Annotated in this window: 11 protein-coding genes; 6 read left to right on the top strand and 5 right to left on the bottom strand. The window is 41.4% G+C overall.

Annotation, left to right across the window (positions count from 1 at the left end):
- The first annotated feature begins 684 nt into the window (after positions 1–684).
- From priA to ASL19_RS12815, 5 genes are all read left to right on the top strand, one after another.
- Entirely contained in the window at positions 685–3,339 is a 2,655-nt protein-coding gene (priA, locus tag ASL19_RS12795) for a primosomal protein N' (RefSeq protein ID WP_057178640.1), read from the top strand.
- 155 nt (positions 3,340–3,494) lie between these two features.
- Entirely contained in the window at positions 3,495–5,177 is a 1,683-nt protein-coding gene (gene kdpA, locus ASL19_RS12800; RefSeq protein ID WP_057178641.1) for a potassium-transporting ATPase subunit KdpA, read from the top strand.
- A gap of 28 nt (positions 5,178–5,205) precedes the next feature.
- Complete coding sequence (gene kdpB, locus ASL19_RS12805; RefSeq protein WP_057178642.1) at positions 5,206–7,311, top strand: potassium-transporting ATPase subunit KdpB; 2,106 nt, start codon at positions 5,206–5,208, stop codon at positions 7,309–7,311.
- A 5-nt stretch (positions 7,312–7,316) separates the two neighbouring features.
- Positions 7,317–7,916 carry a K(+)-transporting ATPase subunit C gene (gene kdpC / locus ASL19_RS12810; RefSeq protein ID WP_040009064.1) on the top strand — a complete coding sequence of 200 codons (600 nt, stop codon included), beginning with the start codon at positions 7,317–7,319 and terminating at the stop codon, positions 7,914–7,916.
- The gene (locus ASL19_RS12815; protein WP_006277331.1) at positions 7,913–9,076 is read left to right on the top strand and encodes an anhydro-N-acetylmuramic acid kinase; all 1,164 of its coding nucleotides are present in this window, start codon (positions 7,913–7,915) and stop codon (positions 9,074–9,076) included. Before kdpC ends, ASL19_RS12815 begins: the two co-directional genes overlap by 4 nt.
- 147 nt (positions 9,077–9,223) lie before the next feature.
- Here ASL19_RS12815 and ASL19_RS12820 read toward each other — a convergent pair whose 3' ends face one another.
- From ASL19_RS12820 to ASL19_RS12845, 5 genes are all read right to left on the bottom strand, one after another.
- Positions 9,224–9,418: an NblA/ycf18 family protein gene (locus ASL19_RS12820; protein ID WP_006277332.1), complete on the bottom strand. Its 195-nt coding sequence runs from the start codon at positions 9,416–9,418 to the stop codon at positions 9,224–9,226.
- Between the two features lie 295 nt (positions 9,419–9,713).
- Positions 9,714–10,445, bottom strand: coding sequence for a Stp1/IreP family PP2C-type Ser/Thr phosphatase (locus tag ASL19_RS12830; RefSeq protein ID WP_057178644.1), 732 nt, complete (start codon positions 10,443–10,445; stop codon positions 9,714–9,716).
- A 57-nt stretch (positions 10,446–10,502) separates the two neighbouring features.
- A complete protein-coding gene (locus ASL19_RS12835) occupies positions 10,503–12,191 on the bottom strand; it encodes an AarF/ABC1/UbiB kinase family protein (protein WP_057178664.1) in 1,689 nt (562 codons plus the stop codon).
- A 171-nt stretch (positions 12,192–12,362) separates the two neighbouring features.
- On the bottom strand, positions 12,363–12,683 hold the full coding sequence (locus ASL19_RS12840) for a DUF6825 family protein (protein ID WP_057178645.1): 321 nt from the start codon (positions 12,681–12,683) through the stop codon (positions 12,363–12,365).
- A 97-nt stretch (positions 12,684–12,780) separates the two neighbouring features.
- Positions 12,781–16,347, bottom strand: coding sequence for a hypothetical protein (locus tag ASL19_RS12845; protein ID WP_057178646.1), 3,567 nt, complete (start codon positions 16,345–16,347; stop codon positions 12,781–12,783).
- 224 nt (positions 16,348–16,571) lie between these two features.
- Between ASL19_RS12845 and ASL19_RS12850 the strand changes: the two genes are divergently transcribed.
- Positions 16,572–17,252: a DUF2232 domain-containing protein gene (locus ASL19_RS12850; RefSeq protein WP_072149139.1), complete on the top strand. Its 681-nt coding sequence runs from the start codon at positions 16,572–16,574 to the stop codon at positions 17,250–17,252.
- Positions 17,253–17,254 lie beyond the last annotated feature (2 nt).

Raw genomic sequence — 17,254 nt, forward strand, 5'->3', positions numbered from 1 at the left:
ATAGTTTCGACTTGTATTGTTTAGACACTTGGGCAACCATGGTTACGCTAAAGAATTACTCATAAATTACTCATATCCCTAATCTTCTTTATTCTGCGCAAAATGTCCCGGGACATAATCAATGTTAACAGAAATAGCAATGCCATCTGCAATACTTATAGGTTGAATTTTCATGTAGTTTCATCTGTTTTCATCAGTTTAGTGTGGTTTTTTAGGATTTACATGCAGTCAATTTAAGTCTACTAAATAATCCAAATTACAGAAATCATGACTTCCAATCCGGACAATATTCATTGACCAAAGCATGTCACATAAAAAAAACCTGCATATCTATCAAGAGGTGGAAAAACCATATTACTTATTGGGTAAATAAAAGATAAACCAAAAGTAAACAAAAAGTAAATAAAAAGTAGATCAAAAACAACAAAATTGAAGATTTAATATTTAATATACTCATTTTTATGTAGTGAGGATTCAATTTTTATTAAACATGATATGGAGTCTAAGGTAGAAATTAATTCGGTGATTCAACCGTATATCATCGAGATTATCAAGTATTATGAGTGAAAAAAGTATTGCCAAATACTGTTTACCCGTAGTAAACTAGAAGGTGGCATATAGGTAGTCCCAGGGGTTTTACCCTAAGATGATCCAACTCCATATCCATTGAAAAAGCCGAAAATTATGTATATTCAGGAATCTCGGGCATTAACTTTATTTTCTCTTGTGGCGGCCGAACCTAAGGAAACATACAAAACCACAACAAACCCTTACCCATGGATTGAGGTGTTGGTAGATCTGCCAAAAATTTCACAACCTGCTAGAAACAAAAATCCGCAAAATAAATTATCCCCTCATACACTAGAGGAAAACCAGATAGTGACAGATACAATCTTAGAACAAGATATATTAAATGAAGGAGGGGAAGCAGAAGAATTAATTAAGGAAGAAACAGATTATCAAGATTTATTGATCTATCAAATACCAGAAAACTTAAACATTAACCCAGGAGATATTTTAACTGTCCCCTGGGGAACACAACAATTGGGAGCAATAGCAATTCGCTTACTATCTCAACTACCACCAGGAATACCACTAGAAAAAGTTAGGGAGGTAAAAGATGTAGTTAGCAAAGAATTTTTCCCTCGGACTTATTGGGAATTACTCGGTCGTATTGCTACGTATTACTATACACCCTTGATTAAAGTAATTCGGGTGGCATTACCACCAGGAATATTAGAGCGATCGCAAAGTCGTCTGCGGCTAAAATCGGAAAATATCCCCCCAGGAGGGGAAGAATTTTTACGTTCCCAAGCTGCTCGGGAAATTCTGAAAATATTGCAGTCCCAACCTGATGGGGACTACAGTTTTCAGTATCTCAAGCGTCAGGTACGGGGTTTTGACAGGGGTAAAAAACAATTACTAGATAGAAATTGGGTGGAAAGTTACTTTAAACTCACACAATCAAAGCCACATACCCAATTAGCAGTTACTTTGGTGGATCCTGGAAGAGAATTGAATTTGACCAAACGACAACGGGAAATTTTAAACCTCTTGGCAGATCACGGGGGGGAGTTATGGTTAACAGCGTGTGTGGAAGTTTGTAAGACCACGCCGCCCACATTAAGATTGTTGGAAAGACTAGGTTGTGTGGTAATTGAAGAGCGGGAAAGATTACGTAGGGAACAAGGGCCAAAAATGGGTAAGGACCAAGCTAAAACCCTAACCCCGGATCAATCTCAAGCTCTACAAACTATTATAGCAGCAAAGGGGTTTAATAAAATTTTATTACATGGAGTCACGGGTTCAGGAAAAACAGAAGTATATCTACAAGCGATCGCCCCTTTGCTGCGGGAGGGAAAATCCGCTCTGGTGTTAGTACCGGAAATTGGATTGACACCCCAACTAACGGATAGATTTCGGGCTCGGTTTGGGGATAAGGTTCAGGTCTACCATAGCAACCTTTCCCGAGGGGAGCGCTATGACACTTGGCGGCAAATGTTTACTGGTAGCTCTCAAGTTGTGATTGGAACTAGAAGCGCCATTTTCTCTCCCTTACCTAAATTGGGAATAATTATTTTAGACGAAGAACATGATAGTAGTTTTAAACAAGACTCTCGAATTCCTACCTATCATGCGCGCACGGTAGCCCAGTGGCGTGCAGAACTGGAAAATTGCCCCCTGATTTTGGGATCAGCTACTCCCTCCCTAGAAACCTGGGTGGATGTTACATCACCCCCTTCTCCAACTCATCATCAATATCTATCTCTTCCTCAACGCATCAATTCTAGACCTCTACCACCAATAGAAATTGTGGATATGCGTCAAGAATTGAAACAGGGAAATCGCTCTATGTTTAGTAGAACCTTAGAACAAGCATTACAAGAATTAAAAGGTAAAGGACAACAGGGAATATTATTTATCCACCGCCGGGGACATAGTACATTTGTTTCTTGTCGCAGTTGTGGATATGTTTTAGAGTGTCCTAACTGTGATGTTTCCTTAGCTTATCATCATCTGGAAGCAGGGGGACCAGAACTATTAAAATGTCATTATTGCAATTACGGGCGATCGCACCCTAAGCTGTGTCCAGAATGTGGGTCTCCCTACCTGAAATTTTTTGGTAGTGGGACTCAGAAAATAGTGCAGGAACTAAATCGACAATTTCCGGATTTGCAAGTAATTCGCTTTGATAGCGACACTACTCGCAATAAGGGATCCCACCGCAAACTATTAGATCAGTTTGCTAAAGGTGAAGCGGATCTATTAGTAGGTACGCAGATGCTCACAAAAGGGTTAGATTTACCCCAGGTGACCTTAGTAGGGGTGGTAGCAGCGGATGGACTACTACATTTATCAGATTACAGAGCAAGTGAACGAGCTTTTCAAACTTTAACCCAGGTTGCGGGGAGAGCGGGAAGGGGGGAAGAATCAGGGAGGGTGATTATTCAGACTTACACACCAGAACATGCTGTGATTGCTGCGGTACAAAACCATGACTACCAGTCCTTTTGCCGTGCTGAATTGACTCAAAGAGAGGCTTTAAGTTATCCCCCCTGTGGGAGGCTAATCTTATTGAGATTAACCAGTTTAGATCCTATACAAGTACAGAATACGGCCCAACTCATTGCCACAACTTTCATTGATCAACCAGGACTGGATATACTAGGACCAGCTCCAGCTAGTATTTTAAGGGTGGCTAATCGTTATCGTTGGCAGATATTATTAAAATTTACCCCCCATATCCTACCACAAATACCAGACTGGGGACAAATTTTTCAACTGTGTCCACCGGGTGTTAGTCTTACAATTGATGTAGACCCTCTTAATATAATCTAAAATTCCCTCCCTGGTGGAGTTGATTGAGAAAGATACCAGCTTAAAAAATCCATAAATATCCAGAAAGTAGTAAAACAGTAATGATTGATTAATGGAAACACATTTAGAAATACGGTCAAAAATACGGTCAAAGATAAGTTCAAAAATACGTAGTTATGCAAAGTATCTTACAAATCGTTATCATTCTGGGAATTGTCGTACTAATTACTCCTATCTTGGGTAAGTACATAGCCAGTGTTTTTCTAGAGCAGTCAACAATCTTAGATAGTCTGCTCAATCCCATAGAAAAGATTATATATGTGATCTGTGGAGTCAATAAAAAACAGCAGATGACTGTGGGACAGTATATTAAATCTGTTCTTGTCAGTAACCTCATTATGGGAATAAGCGCATATATTCTTATCTCATTTCAGCAACTGCTGCCTTGGAACCCCAACAATCTAAATGCACCAAGATGGGACACAATATTACACACCGCCATATCCTTCCTAACCAATACTAATCAGCAACACTACACACCAGAAACAACACTGAGCCATTTTAGTCAAACAGCAGCACTAGGGTTTTTAATGTTCACCTCAGCAGCTACTGGATTAACAGTGGGAATAGCATTTATTAGGGGATTAACCGGAAGAAGCCTGGGTAATTTTTACATTGATCTTATCCGTGCCATCACCAGAATCTTATTACCCATAAGCATAATTGGAGCGATCGCCCTGGTAGCATTAGGAGTGCCAGAAACGCTAGAGGGAACATTGGTAGTCAAGACATTGGAAGGGAGAAGCCAATATATACCGAGGGGTCCAGTTGCTTCCTTTGAGATGATCAAAATGATAGGACAAAATGGAGGGGGCTTTTTTGCTGCCAACTCAGCCCATCCCTTTGAAAACCCGAACAGTGTTTCCAATCTAATAGAAACCATAGCCATGATTATCATACCAGCATCGCTCATACATAGCTACGGGGTATTTGCCAACAATTTGAAACAAAGTTGGTTACTATTTTGGATGGTATTCCTAATATTTGTGATTTTTATCTGGGTGACAGTGACAGGTGAAATGCAGGGAAATTACTTAGCCAACCAAATCATAGGTATAGAAATACCCAATTTGGAGGGTAAAGAAATGAGATTTGGAGTAGGAGAAACCGCAATATGGGCGGTGATCACATCTACTACCATGACTGGAGCAGCGAACGGGATGCTGGATTCATTTATGCCCCAGGGGATATTTTGTAACCTATCAAGCCTATTTCTCCAAATGGTTTGGGGTGGACAGGGAACAGGTACGGCTAACCTATTCATTTATTTAATCCTGACTGTATTTATCACAGGCCTAATGGTGGGAAAGACACCGGAATTTTTGGGGCGTAAAATTGGACAGCGGGAAATATTTTTGGCCAGCGCGATCCTATTGATTCACCCCATTATCATTTTAGTTCCCAGTGCCATTGCTTTGGCCTACCCTAACTCCCTGTCAGGAATTAGTAACCCAGGATTTCATGGTATTTCCCAAGTAGTTTATGAATATGCTTCAGCTGCAGCTAATAATGGTTCAGGACTGGAGGGACTACAAGATAATACATTATGGTGGAATCTAAGCAGTAGTTTAACCATTTTACTGGGGCGTTACGTTCCCATCATAGCCATGTTGCTATTAGCCAGCAGTATGTCTAGCAAATCAACAGTTCCCCAAACCCGTGGTACATTGAGAACTGATTCGGTAATGTTTATCAGCATTACAGCCTGTTTAACCATGATTTTAACCCTACTTACCTTTTTCCCCGTTCTAGTCTTGGGTCCGGTGGCGGAGGGCTTAAATCTGGTCTCTGGAAACTGATTAATCCATTAAGCCCAACTCCCTACCTATGAACTCCGTTGCAACTAGACGCAAGCAAAGATCCTCCCATTCCCGAACTAAGAGTGGAGGTTTGAATCGCCAAAAATCGCGATTTAGCGATTTAGCGATTTACACTCAAGCAATTGGGGATACCATAATCAAGTTATCCCCGCAATATGCCATCAAAAATCCTATCATGTTTTTAGTGTGGTTAGGAACAATCATCACCCTAATAGCCACAATTTATCCGCCTGCATTGGGAACGGTTAATCAAACCAATCCTCGATTATTCAATGGTTTAGTGACCACAATTTTATTTGCCACGGTTATTTTTGCCAATTTTGCCGAATCTTTGGCGCAGGGAAGAGGTAAAGCTCAGGCTAATGCTTTACGAAGAAGCAGAAAAGAAACCACAGCTAAGAAAATTGACCCTGATGGCACTATTACCGAAACCCCTTCAACCCAGCTGAAAAAAGGTGATACGGTTTATGTGTCAGCTGGTGATATGATCCCCGCTGATGGTGAGGTAATTATGGGTGTAGCCTCGGTAGATGAATCAGCTATCACTGGTGAATCCGCCCCAGTCCTCAAGGAATGCGGTTCAGATGTGGCCAGTTCCGTCACTGGGGGTACACGGATTATTTCCGATGAGTTGATTATCCGCATTACAGCTGATCCTGGTAAAGGATTCATTGACAGGATGATTGATTTAGTGGAGGGGGCCCAACGGCGCAAAACGCCCAATGAAATTGCTTTGACCATTCTGCTGTCAGTGCTGACATTAGTGTTTCTAATTGTCACAGTCACTTTACCATCATTTGCGTACTATGTCAAGTCTCCCGTTAATATCACCATACTTATTTCTCTATTGGTAGCACTCATACCTACAACTATTGGCAGTTTACTCAGTGCCATTGGCATTGCGGGTATGGACAGGGTCGCCCAGTTTAATATTATTGCCACCTCTGGACAAGCAGTAGAAGCTTGTGGTGATATTAATACGTTGATTTTAGATAAAACCGGTACAATCACTTTAGGAAACCGCCTAGCAGAGTCTTTTTTGCCTATCTGTGGACATTCAATCACGGAAATTGCCAATGTGGCATTAGCCGCCAGTATATTTGATGATACTCCTGAAGGTAAATCTATCATTAGACTGGCGGAAAAACTGGGTGCTAAATTTGATATTGATCGCCGGTTAGCTCAGGGAGTGGAGTTCTCGGCCAAAACCCGCATGAGTGGAACTAATTTACCGGGTGGTCATGAAGCGAGAAAAGGTGCTGTGGAGGCGATAAAGGCTTTTGTTCGTTCCCGTAATGGTCAACATACCCCAGAATTGGAGACTGCATATCAACAAGTATCCCGCCAGGGAGGCACACCTTTAGCGGTTTGTCTGGACGATAAGGTATATGGTGTTATTTATCTGAAAGATATAGTCAAACCTGCTATTCGTGAGCGATTTGACCAACTGCGACGGATGGGGGTGCGCACGGTGATGTTAACCGGAGATAACCATATTACGGCTGAGGTAATTGCTAAAGAAGCAGGAGTGGATGAGTTCATAGCTGAAGCAAGTCCAGAAGATAAAATTCATGTCATTCGCTCAGAACAAGCTCAGGGTAAACTGGTAGCTATGACTGGAGATGGTACTAATGATGCTCCCGCTTTGGCACAAGCGGATGTGGGTGTAGCTATGAATACTGGAACCCAGGCAGCTAAGGAGGCTGCCAATATGGTAGATCTGGATTCTGACCCCACAAAACTTATTGATATTATCGCCATTGGTAAGCAATTATTAATTACCCGTGGTGCTTTAACTACCTTTTCTATTGCCAATGACATTGCCAAGTATTTCACTATTATTCCGGTAATTTTTGCTACTGCTAATCTGCAAAGCTTAAATGTTATGAGATTAACTAGTGTCAACTCAGCAGTTTTATCAGCCCTGACCTATAATGCTCTGATTATTCCTGCTTTAATTCCTTTAGCATTAAAGGGGGTGAAGTTTAGACCTTTGACAGCTAATCAGCTCTTGCAACGGAATATCTTAATTTATGGTGTGGGAGGAGTAATTGCTCCTTTTATTGCTATTAAACTTCTAGATCTGATTTTTACCTTTGTGGGTTTAGCTTAATTATGATGGCATTTATCAAAGAGATTTTTCGCGGGATACGAGTACTTGTATTAATATGGATATTAACTGCAATTATCTATCCTTTGGGAATATTGAACTTAGGTCAGTGGGTTTTTCCTTTTACGGCTAATGGTAGTATTTTGTTCAATATTAAAGCCGAACCAATGGGTTCCTTCTTAATTGGTCAAAGTTTTACATCAGAACAATATTTTCAAAGCCGTCCTAGCGCCATTAGGTACAGTCAAGGCAAAAAATCTGCTCCCTATGGTATATCTGGAGGGAGTAATCTTTCTCCTACTAATCCACAGTTGATTGATAGAATTAGTCAGGAGGTTAGCCAATTAAAAGAGGAAGACCTTAAACCCATTGCAGACCTAATTTACACTTCTGGTTCTGGTTTAGATCCCCATATTTCTTGGAAAGCAGCAAGACAGCAGTTACCAAGAGTAGCAAAAGCACGTGGTATGAAAGAAGATGAAATAGAAAGCTTAATGTATAAGTACACAGATGGCAAATTTTTAGGTATTTTTGGCGAAGCAGTGGTGAATGTTTTACGACTAAATTATGCCCTTGACCTTCAGTCTCTCAATCAGGGGGAACAATGAAGGAAATAATCCCCCCAACTCGTGTGATTGGTTTAATGAGTGGTACTTCTGTAGATGGTATAGACACCGCTTTAGTGGAAATATCTGGTGGAGACTTAGACCTGAAGGTGGAATTGTTGGCGGGGGAAACTTACCCCTATCCACCCCAACTACGGACTAAAATCCTCTCCATCTGTGGGGGAGAACAAATTTCCATGCTGGAGCTGGCTACTATTGATGATCAAATAGCCACGGTTTTTGCCCAGGCGGCCCAACATATTCAGGTTGGTTACCCCCCCGCTACTCTCATTGGTTCTCATGGTCAGACGGTTTACCACAGACCCACAGGAGAGGAAAATCACGTCCCCCTAGGTTATAGTTTACAGCTAGGTCGGGGTGCTGTTATTGCTCGCCTCACTGGTATTACTACTGTTAGTAATTTTCGTGTGGCTGATATTGCAGTCGGTGGTCATGGAGCACCCTTAGTCCCTAGGGTTGATGCTTTTCTCTTGAGTCATCTTCAGGAGGTTCGCTGTATTCAAAATATTGGTGGTATTGGTAATGTTACTTATCTACCTCCACGCTCTGATGGTTGGCTAGACAAAATCATGGGTTGGGATACAGGTCCAGGAAATAGTTTGTTAGATTTAGCTGTGTCTCATTTTACTAATGGTCAAAAAACTTATGATCAAAATGGGGCCTGGGCAGCTAGTGGTTCTCCTTGTTATCCATTGGTTAAACAGTGGTTGAGTCAAGACTATTTCTATTTACGCCCTCCTAAGTCCACTGGTAGAGAGCTGTTCGGTGTTGACTACTTTTATCAGTGTTTGCGAGATTGTAATCACTATGATTTATCTATTCCAGACGTGTTAGCAACAGTTACTGAACTAACAGCAGCCTCTATTGTTCAAAGTTACCGTGAGTTTTTACCGCAAATGCCACAACAAGTCCTATTGTGTGGTGGCGGAGGTCGCAATCTCTATCTGAAAAAACGACTGGAGGTATTGCTGGATTCAATACCAGTTACCACCACAGATGTCATGGGATTAAGCTCAGCTTTTAAGGAGGCGATCGCCTTTGCTGTGTTAGCTTACTGGAAACATTTAGGGATTCCTGGAAATTTGCCGGTTGCTACAGGAGCACAGCGGGAGGTTGTTCTAGGAGAAACTCATGGTCTGTAAAGTTTTATGAACAAAATGTGTTAACGAATGGGAATTATAGTTTTATAGAGTGGGGGACGGGTTAGGAAACAGTCCCAGGGCGAAAGTCAAAAGCCGAGACCGGTTTGAGTGCAAGTTAAAGTTAGGTCTTGGTCTCGACAAATTCTCCTACGCCATGGAGCCTAAATCCAATCCCCACTGGTGCTTGAGTAGTTCCTTATAGGTGGCTTCTCTCACTACCATCTGCTCGTAGAGTTTCACGAGGAACTCTTGGGCCTGTTCGTGACTCATTTCTTTGACCTGGCTGGCAAAGGAGTAAATGTTGAATTGCTGTTCTAAGGAAAGCTGTATTGGTTGATTCATGGCTAAAACCTAAAGAGCAATTAGTAATGGTGGTATGGGCGGTGAACCAGCTTTTCGGTTGGTTCGGTTTTGGTCTGTCACTTGTTAAGAAAGATAACAGTTATTTGACAAATTGCCCAGTGTTATATATTTCGGGTTTCCGATCTACCATCGGGATAGTCGGTTGGGGGATTGGGTGTATAAGTTATATTAAAGGACTAACGTTTAGGTCAAACAAACCCGTCGGGTGATGGGTTTGAACATATTTCTAGCAGGTTAACTGGGGAAAAAATGCTCGAATTGAACATTTCCTGGATTATTCTTGTTTTTCAGCAGCAACCAAGATAACAGTGATGTTGTCCTTACCGCCATTGGCTTTAGCTGCTTCCACCAGGGATGAAGCTGTTTGCTCTAAATCTGGGTTCTGGTACAGCTGAAAAATTTGTTCGTCCAGTAGTTCCTCGGTTAATCCATCGCTACATAAAAGCAGGCGATCGCCTGGGTTAACATCAAAGGGGTAAATTTCTGGGTCGCTGAGATCTGGTCTTCCTAAGCAGCGTGAGAGGACGTGGCGATAGGGATGGGAGCGAGCTTCTTCGGGACTAATCTCGCCTGTTTCTATGGCTTTAGCGACCCAGGTATGGTCTTGAGTGATTTGGCAAAGTTGAGAGTTTGTCAAGCGATATAAGCGAGAATCCCCCAGGTGGGCACAGATGGGGGGTTCAGGGGAACGGAAAACTACAACCACGACTGTGGTTCCCATGTCGGAACGTTCCGGGTGGGAAAGTTGGTCTTGTAAGATGGAATTATTGGCTTGGGATATAGCCAATCTTAATAAAGACTGGGTATTTTCGGGGGAGTCCCATTGGTTTGTTAAATAGGCTTGAATTTCTTGAATGGCAATTCGACTAGCTTCCTCCCCTCCAGCATGACCTCCCATACCATCAGCAACGATAAAAAAACGTCCATCAGGGTCTATATAGTAAGCATCTTGATTATGAGAACGAATAAGTCCGGTATCGGTTGCACCGGTAAAGTTAAGTTTCATAGTTTTTTCAAGTATTTGAGATATTTGAAATGTGTGTTATCAAAATATGTGTAATCACTAGTACTTCTGATCATAACGATCAAGACGGGAGACTAGACGCAAGAAAATGAAAGAGATACCAGTAACTATTAAACCTGCTATTGCAGCTAACCAGTAAAATCTATTGACTAATAGGATAGTAGCTGAAATAGTAAAAGCACTGATGATTAGCGCATAACTAATTCCCATTTGAATATTACTTTGTCGTCTTAATAGACGCTCAGTTTCTAGGGCACGCACTCGCAACCGAATATCCCCTCGTTCCAGCTTCTCTAGGGTATCTTCTAAACGGCGGGGCAACCCTAATGCGGTACTACTAACCTGTACCGCTTGACGACTCAACTCATTTAAAAAAGTGTTTGCTTGACTAGCACCATTATTGTTATTCATAAGCTCCATTGCATAAGGCTGGGCAACTTCCATAAAATTAAATTCCGGGTCTAGACCCTTTCCTACCCCTTCTAAAGTAGAAAAAGCTCGCATGACAAAGGTAAAAGTGGCTGGGAAGCGAAATGGCTGATTGTAGGCAATTTCATACAAGTCCTCACTGATGGTAGCCACGGATTGGTTTTCAAAGGGTTTGTCCATAAAATTGTCCAACATATACTGGACAGAACGTCGCACAGGACCTATATCCTCCACCGGAGCGATCGCACCCAAATTAATTAATGATTGTACTACGCGGTCACCATCTTTTTGAGCAATGCCAAATAAGGTTTCCATTAGTCCTTCTCGAACATTGGACTTAATAGTGCCCATCATGCCAAAGTCGTAGAAAATTAAGGCTCCATCCGGACTTACCGCCAAATTACCAGGGTGGGGATCAGCGTGGAAAAAGCCATTATTCAATAACTGGTGTAAATATGCCTGAGCTCCATAACGAGCGATCGCCTTTCTATCCACACCTGCAGCTTCCAATGCTTCATACTGACTCACTTTAATGCCAGGAACATATTCCAAAGTAATGATTTTAGAAGTGGTATAGCGCCAATATACCCTAGGGACCTTCACCCAGTTGTAGGAGCGAAAGTTGCGCCTAAAAGTATCCGCATTGCGTCCCTCATTGAGATAATCAATTTCCTCCCAAAGAATGCGACAGCACTCCTCATAAATACCCATCCAATCTCTTCCTCTTCCCCACTCAGGATGATTTTGAAAATAGTGAGCAATACCTTTAAGGATTTGTAAATCAATTTCAAAGAGTTTTTTCAGTCCTGGTCGTTGTACCTTAACTACTACGGTTTCCCCCGAGTGAAGTTCAGCCTTGTGAACTTGACCTAAACTAGCAGCAGCAAGAGGTATGGGTTCAAAACTGGCAAACAGTTCAGTAATTGTTTTACCCAATTCCTGTTCAATGATTGTGGCCACCTGTTCGTAATCAAAAGCTGGTACGCGGTCTTGTAACTTAGACAGCTCATCCACATACTCACTAGGAAATATATCCGCACGGGTGGAAAACAACTGGCCAACCTTAATAAAAGTTGGTCCTAGATCCAAAAATGTATTTCTTACCCAGACCGCCTGGGCGTAGCGTCTAGCTGCTTGTTTTGCCTCCGTTACACCCCCAGGATAACTCCATGCCTTATTATACCGCCAAAGTTTAAACATAAAGGTCAAGACAAAAGACCAGATATCCACAAAGCGGCGTTTACTGGAGTATTTTTCCCGATTCCAACGGTAAGCCTTACCCGAATAACCTTGTTCCATATTTATTTTGTAGTTTGTTTTGTACCGTTGGGCATTAGTCATTTTACACTCCGCTTTCTCAAGAATAGCAGAATTTAATGGTTTGGTAGGGGGCAAGTTTAACAATAAAACTTCTATGTTTCGTTAAAACATGACCCACCACTAATAGTATATCAACAGACCGGACTATATCTATTTTGCCCCACTGCGATACTTTTGTAACTCAGTCCGCAACAAAGCAACTTCTGCTCGTAAATCATCAATTTCAGCTTGTAAGTCTGTTACAGTACTAGTATTGGTACTACTGGGGGTAACACCTGTTTGTGATGCTTCCGCTGCTCGACTAGCACGGGCCATCACTTCTTCTGTAAACTGGTGGAGCTGTTCTTTCATCTCAGCATCAAATTTACCCAGTTCACTTAAAGCGTCAGTCAGGGTGACCTCTAAACGCTCATTAATTACTTCTGCTATTGCTCTACCTACAAAGAAGGCTTGCACGAGATTATTACGCATAAATTTTTGTAAAGTTGTTCCGTAAAAAAATTATAACCTGTATTCAGGGGGTATTGGTGAAAAAGTCAGCAGTGAAGATTAATTGCACCAATCTGCTTTAGTTAAACGTGTATGGTTCTGAGAAAGACTGCAAAGAGCAGTCCTTAACCGCATTAAGATAGCGACGCAGCAGGAGAATTTGGGGAACATCAAATCTATAAGTAAGATTACCCTGCTTTTGAAACAAGGGTGTGGAGGAAATTGCCCGATAATCAGGATTTTCCTGAGAATTTTTGGTCAACCACAGATAGTTAAAACTCCCTGGAACTCCATCCCTGGGGGGAGAGTTTTTCTTAGTAATAGGTACTAACCCACCAGGTAGTTCACCTTCTAAGAAGGCTAACAAGCGCTGTTGACATACCTTGGTATTAATCCCACGACCTTCCAAAAGTTCCAGAATTTGATTCAGGGATAGGGAGAGGTTAGTTTCTGTAGTCGGGCTATCTGGCATAATGTTTAATAGCTCTGAGAACAAGAAATAATCCGTATATTGTTGTCTAGATATTTCTAGAAACTGCGGATACAAGAGTGCGGTAGCTAAACCGTAAGCTACTCGACTGCACTTGCTAATAGACCCATTTCCTCCGGGGTGTAAATCTTCTATAATTTTGGAGTTGGGCAGTTTTTGTCCTAGCCAACGCTTAATGGTGGGTATGCTGCTCACTCCACCGGAAATGACCACTTGAGCTATGGACTCTGCTGGCACACCCCGGGCCACTAATAGTCTATTTAATTCTCGATTAAGACGGCGTACATAGGGTATAAGTATTTTGCTCTCTAGGTCTTGGCGATATAGCTTCCAATGCTGATCTGCCAATTTGAGAGTAAATGAGACTTGGTGCTGTAAAATCAGTTTTATGGCCATAGCTGCGTCTAACATTCCCCGCCCCAACACAGAACTTTCTAACCTTTGCTGTAGTAAAGTCCTAGCTAATGTATCCGTTTGACCTAATTGTGGTAATTCCAAACCCGTTAAATTTAAGCTGGACCACTCTACCCGATCTAAACCGGGAGTTGTAGGTTGCCAATGCCATGAATTATTTTGACTATCCCCATTGCCCTCTTTTATGTTATCATGGGTTTGGGGTGGTAGGAGCAACTGACAAATGATATCCTGTTCCATTGCTTTTCCACCATAGACAAAACTGTGCAAGGTCAAGTTTTTGTAGGTTAACTTGCTCAGATCCTCCACAAGATCAACTAGTACCATTTCCGTAGCACTTGCACCAATGTTCAAAGCTAGGGTGGATCCCTCACTTAGACCAGAGGTAGTCTTTAGGGGGTGGATACCTTGATTATCCCACACCTGGACTGGCTTTGACCTACTGGGATCTAGCTCAGGTAGCAGGGTGGCTATGGCCTCTTCCACAAAAAATATTTGGTTGCCATGGGAAACTAGCTTACTGGTTAATATGGACTCTCTTACATTAAATCGGTATTGTTCTGACCAGTTACCCGGACAACTGCAAATAACACCTGTTAAATCGTTAATAACTTCTAAGAAAACTTCTTTATCCATACCTGTAGCATGAGCGCTTAAAGCTGGCGTTGTGCTGGTATGATCTGATTTTAGGGTCAACAACAACTTTGACAAGGAGCGCACAACCCAAATCAAGGGACTGGCGGCAAATTCGTTCAGCTGCAATACAGGTTCCCACTTCTTTTGGTTGTTTTTATAAGAAACACCCACATGTAAAAAAGGCTTTAAATGAGTAGAATAAAGTTCTGGTTTGGTGTCCACTGGTATGGAGAAACCATTATCTATTTCCGTAGTGGAATTAATATCTTGGGGATTTTCCCGGGTTTCTGAGTGGGGGATAGAGCCAGTTGGTAGATATACTTCTGCTGGCAATCGAAAAGACTGGGTAAAAGTTGTTTTACCTGATTTATGTTCTGCGGACCAATAGATGGGGTGGACAATTAATTTGGCATGATTTAACAAAGCGGCAGAAATTCCTGTTGTTCCCAAGTCAATACCCAAATACCAAGATGAATTTTCATCCTTTTGAGGTGTTGGTTGAGATACTTGAACCTGATTTGTTTCCTCTGGTTTTAGGAACTCTTCGGGTGTGGGTATAGCAGTAATATCCGTGGGAGATTCTAAGAACATCATTCCCTGATCCACAATCTCCTCTAATCCATCCTCACTTGAGTTAGTAAGAGAAAGGGAATTTTCCACCTGTTTGATCTTTTCCCATCTGGAATCTAGCTCCCAATCAAAACTGGTGATATCACAATTATCACTTTCTAGATGTTGTGCATCTGCAAGTTCAGATGTATCTGGTATTTCATCCTGTGTACTAACCCTATCATCTAAATCTAGAAGATTTTCTTGAGGAGAAGTTGCAATATAACCAGCAAATAAATCTACTTCCAATTCCCCCTCAATTTTTTCTTCCTGATCGGAAAAATCCTGATCCTGATCAAAATTCTCCCAGGTTGGTGTGATTTCCTCATCCTTGGAGAATGGAGCATCATCAGCATCCACCAATAAATCAGTCAAAACAGCGATCGTATCCTTACTATCTGGTTCAGGTTCTGATGGCATAATTACACTAGCAAATTCTGCTTTTGTCCCTGAATCCTCGGGCAATAAAGATTCCCATAATTTCACTGGTTCATTGCTATAATCGGTAAAAAGACTTGCATAAAGTTCATCAACTTCATCCTCCAGATTAGGACTTTCATAATTGATTGGGGGTGAACCTAAATCGGCAATTTGCTCTGTAGTATGGGAACTAGGGGAACTAGTAGGTTGCACGGAGAAAGTTAGTGGATCGTTTTGTAGATTATTTTGTAGATTTTTGATAAAATCTGCCATTAATTGTTCACCCTCTATCCCCTGATTGTGCATTCTGGTAAGGGACTGAGATAGGGACTGATAATAAGAATTTATGTTACGTTCTAATGCTTGAAAAATAACGTTAACAGTTCCATCCAAAGATAACAACTGTTGGTCTAAATCCTTAGTCAAATTAACTAGTCTTTCAATCCCGCTAGTTGACCCTAGAACCGTTTCCATAGAAGAGTTGTTTATTCCTGGGTTATTCTCACCAGAGCTTAAGCCCACATCTTTGTTGCCAGTTGTATTTAAGTAGGGAATTAGACTCTTTACTAGAGGATCAATTAGTGCTGGTACAGTTTGACTAATTATTTGTTTTATTTGTTCCTGGTTTGTTAATTGCTGCGATGGGGAAAATTCTCCACGCTTTTGCTCTAACTCTCTAATTTCCTGGCTCAGATTGGCCCTTTGTTGCAACATGGTAGATAATTCAGTCTGTAGGGATTTGAATAAACCCATCATTTCCCCTTGTATTTCTCCTGAAGGCAAATTTGTATTTTCCTGTTTCTGCTCATGCAAGCCTGGGTGTGACTTTTCTTGTTCTCTATTGACATATCTTGTTAATAAAGAGGATAATGGTGTAGATTGGGGTTCATTGATAAAAACCTCTTCTATAGACTCGCTTTCACGCAGATCTACCAGAAAACTGCGTATTCTTTGTAAAATGGTTCTTTCATCCTGTCCTTGACCAGATAGCAATTTGGCTAAAGGGTTACCGCCATTAGAGAGTAAGTTATCAATATCCAGAATCAGTCTTTCAATTTCATCTGTGCGGGAGGTCACTTTAAACTACCTTAAATTAAAATTACGTTAACTAAATAATATACTTTGGATATTGATTATGTTGGCTATTAATTATATAACGTGTAAGTAGGGAGGCACAATTATTTGTAGGATGGGTTAGTGGTAGGGTAACCCGTGGGGGCGTTGGGTTTCGCACTCCTCAACTCAACCTACGTTTATCTTATATTTAATTCCACTCACCCACTTATACTATTCCTCACTCTATGAATATTGCTAATTCTCCACCAGATCAGCCAGATCGAGAATCTAAAACCTCTCAACTTCCAGATCAACCCTTGAGGTTAGTGGAAACCGCATTTTTTGCCAGCACTTCTGCTCTGGTTTGGTTTATAAACTTTTACTTTCCCTTGGGTCCAGTTTTACGTGTATTCTTTTCAATTCCTATTGCTTTAGTTTATCTACGCTGGGGTAATCGTGCTTCTTGGATGGCAGCTATCACCTCTGGATTGCTACTTTCGGTTTTGACTGGACCTGTTCGGAGTCTTCTATTTATTATGCCCTTTGCTTTTTTGGGTGTGTTATTGGGAGTAAGTTGGCATCGTCGTGTCCCTTGGGTTGTTTCCATCAGTTTGGGCACCATACTATGTACGTTGGGAGTGTTTTTCCGTCTTTGGTTACTTTCTATCTTATCCGGTGAGGATTTATGGGTTTATCTAACTAACCAGGTTACAGAAATTATCGAGTGGTTACTCCTTAATTTACAAATATTAACTACTCCCAGTGCTTTAGGGGTTAAACTAGCAGCACTGCTACTAATTATGATTAATAACTTAATCTATATGTTTATAGTCCACTTGGCAGCATGGTTACTATTAGATCGTCTGGGAAATCTCATACCTAATCCGCCACATTGGATACAAGTATTAATGAATTATGAAGACTAACT

It is taken from the genome of Cylindrospermopsis sp. CR12 (assembly GCF_001432185.1).
GTDB lineage: Bacteria > Cyanobacteriota > Cyanobacteriia > Cyanobacteriales > Nostocaceae > Raphidiopsis > Raphidiopsis raciborskii.

Excerpts from the sequence above, each read along its gene's own strand:
- ASL19_RS12830 (WP_057178644.1), bottom strand. The coding sequence starts at position 10,445 with ATGAAACTTAACTTTACCGGTGCAACCGATACCGGACTTATTCGTTCT.
- priA (WP_057178640.1), top strand. The coding sequence starts at position 685 with ATGTATATTCAGGAATCTCGGGCATTAACTTTATTTTCTCTTGTGGCG.
- ASL19_RS12820 (WP_006277332.1), bottom strand. The coding sequence starts at position 9,418 with ATGAATCAACCAATACAGCTTTCCTTAGAACAGCAATTCAACATTTAC.
- kdpC (WP_040009064.1), top strand. The coding sequence starts at position 7,317 with ATGGCATTTATCAAAGAGATTTTTCGCGGGATACGAGTACTTGTATTA.
- kdpA (WP_057178641.1), top strand. The coding sequence starts at position 3,495 with ATGCAAAGTATCTTACAAATCGTTATCATTCTGGGAATTGTCGTACTA.
- ASL19_RS12850 (WP_072149139.1), top strand. The coding sequence starts at position 16,572 with ATGAATATTGCTAATTCTCCACCAGATCAGCCAGATCGAGAATCTAAA.
- ASL19_RS12815 (WP_006277331.1), top strand. The coding sequence starts at position 7,913 with ATGAAGGAAATAATCCCCCCAACTCGTGTGATTGGTTTAATGAGTGGT.
- kdpB (WP_057178642.1), top strand. The coding sequence starts at position 5,206 with ATGAACTCCGTTGCAACTAGACGCAAGCAAAGATCCTCCCATTCCCGA.
- ASL19_RS12835 (WP_057178664.1), bottom strand. The coding sequence starts at position 12,191 with ATGGAACAAGGTTATTCGGGTAAGGCTTACCGTTGGAATCGGGAAAAA.
- ASL19_RS12840 (WP_057178645.1), bottom strand. The coding sequence starts at position 12,683 with ATGCGTAATAATCTCGTGCAAGCCTTCTTTGTAGGTAGAGCAATAGCA.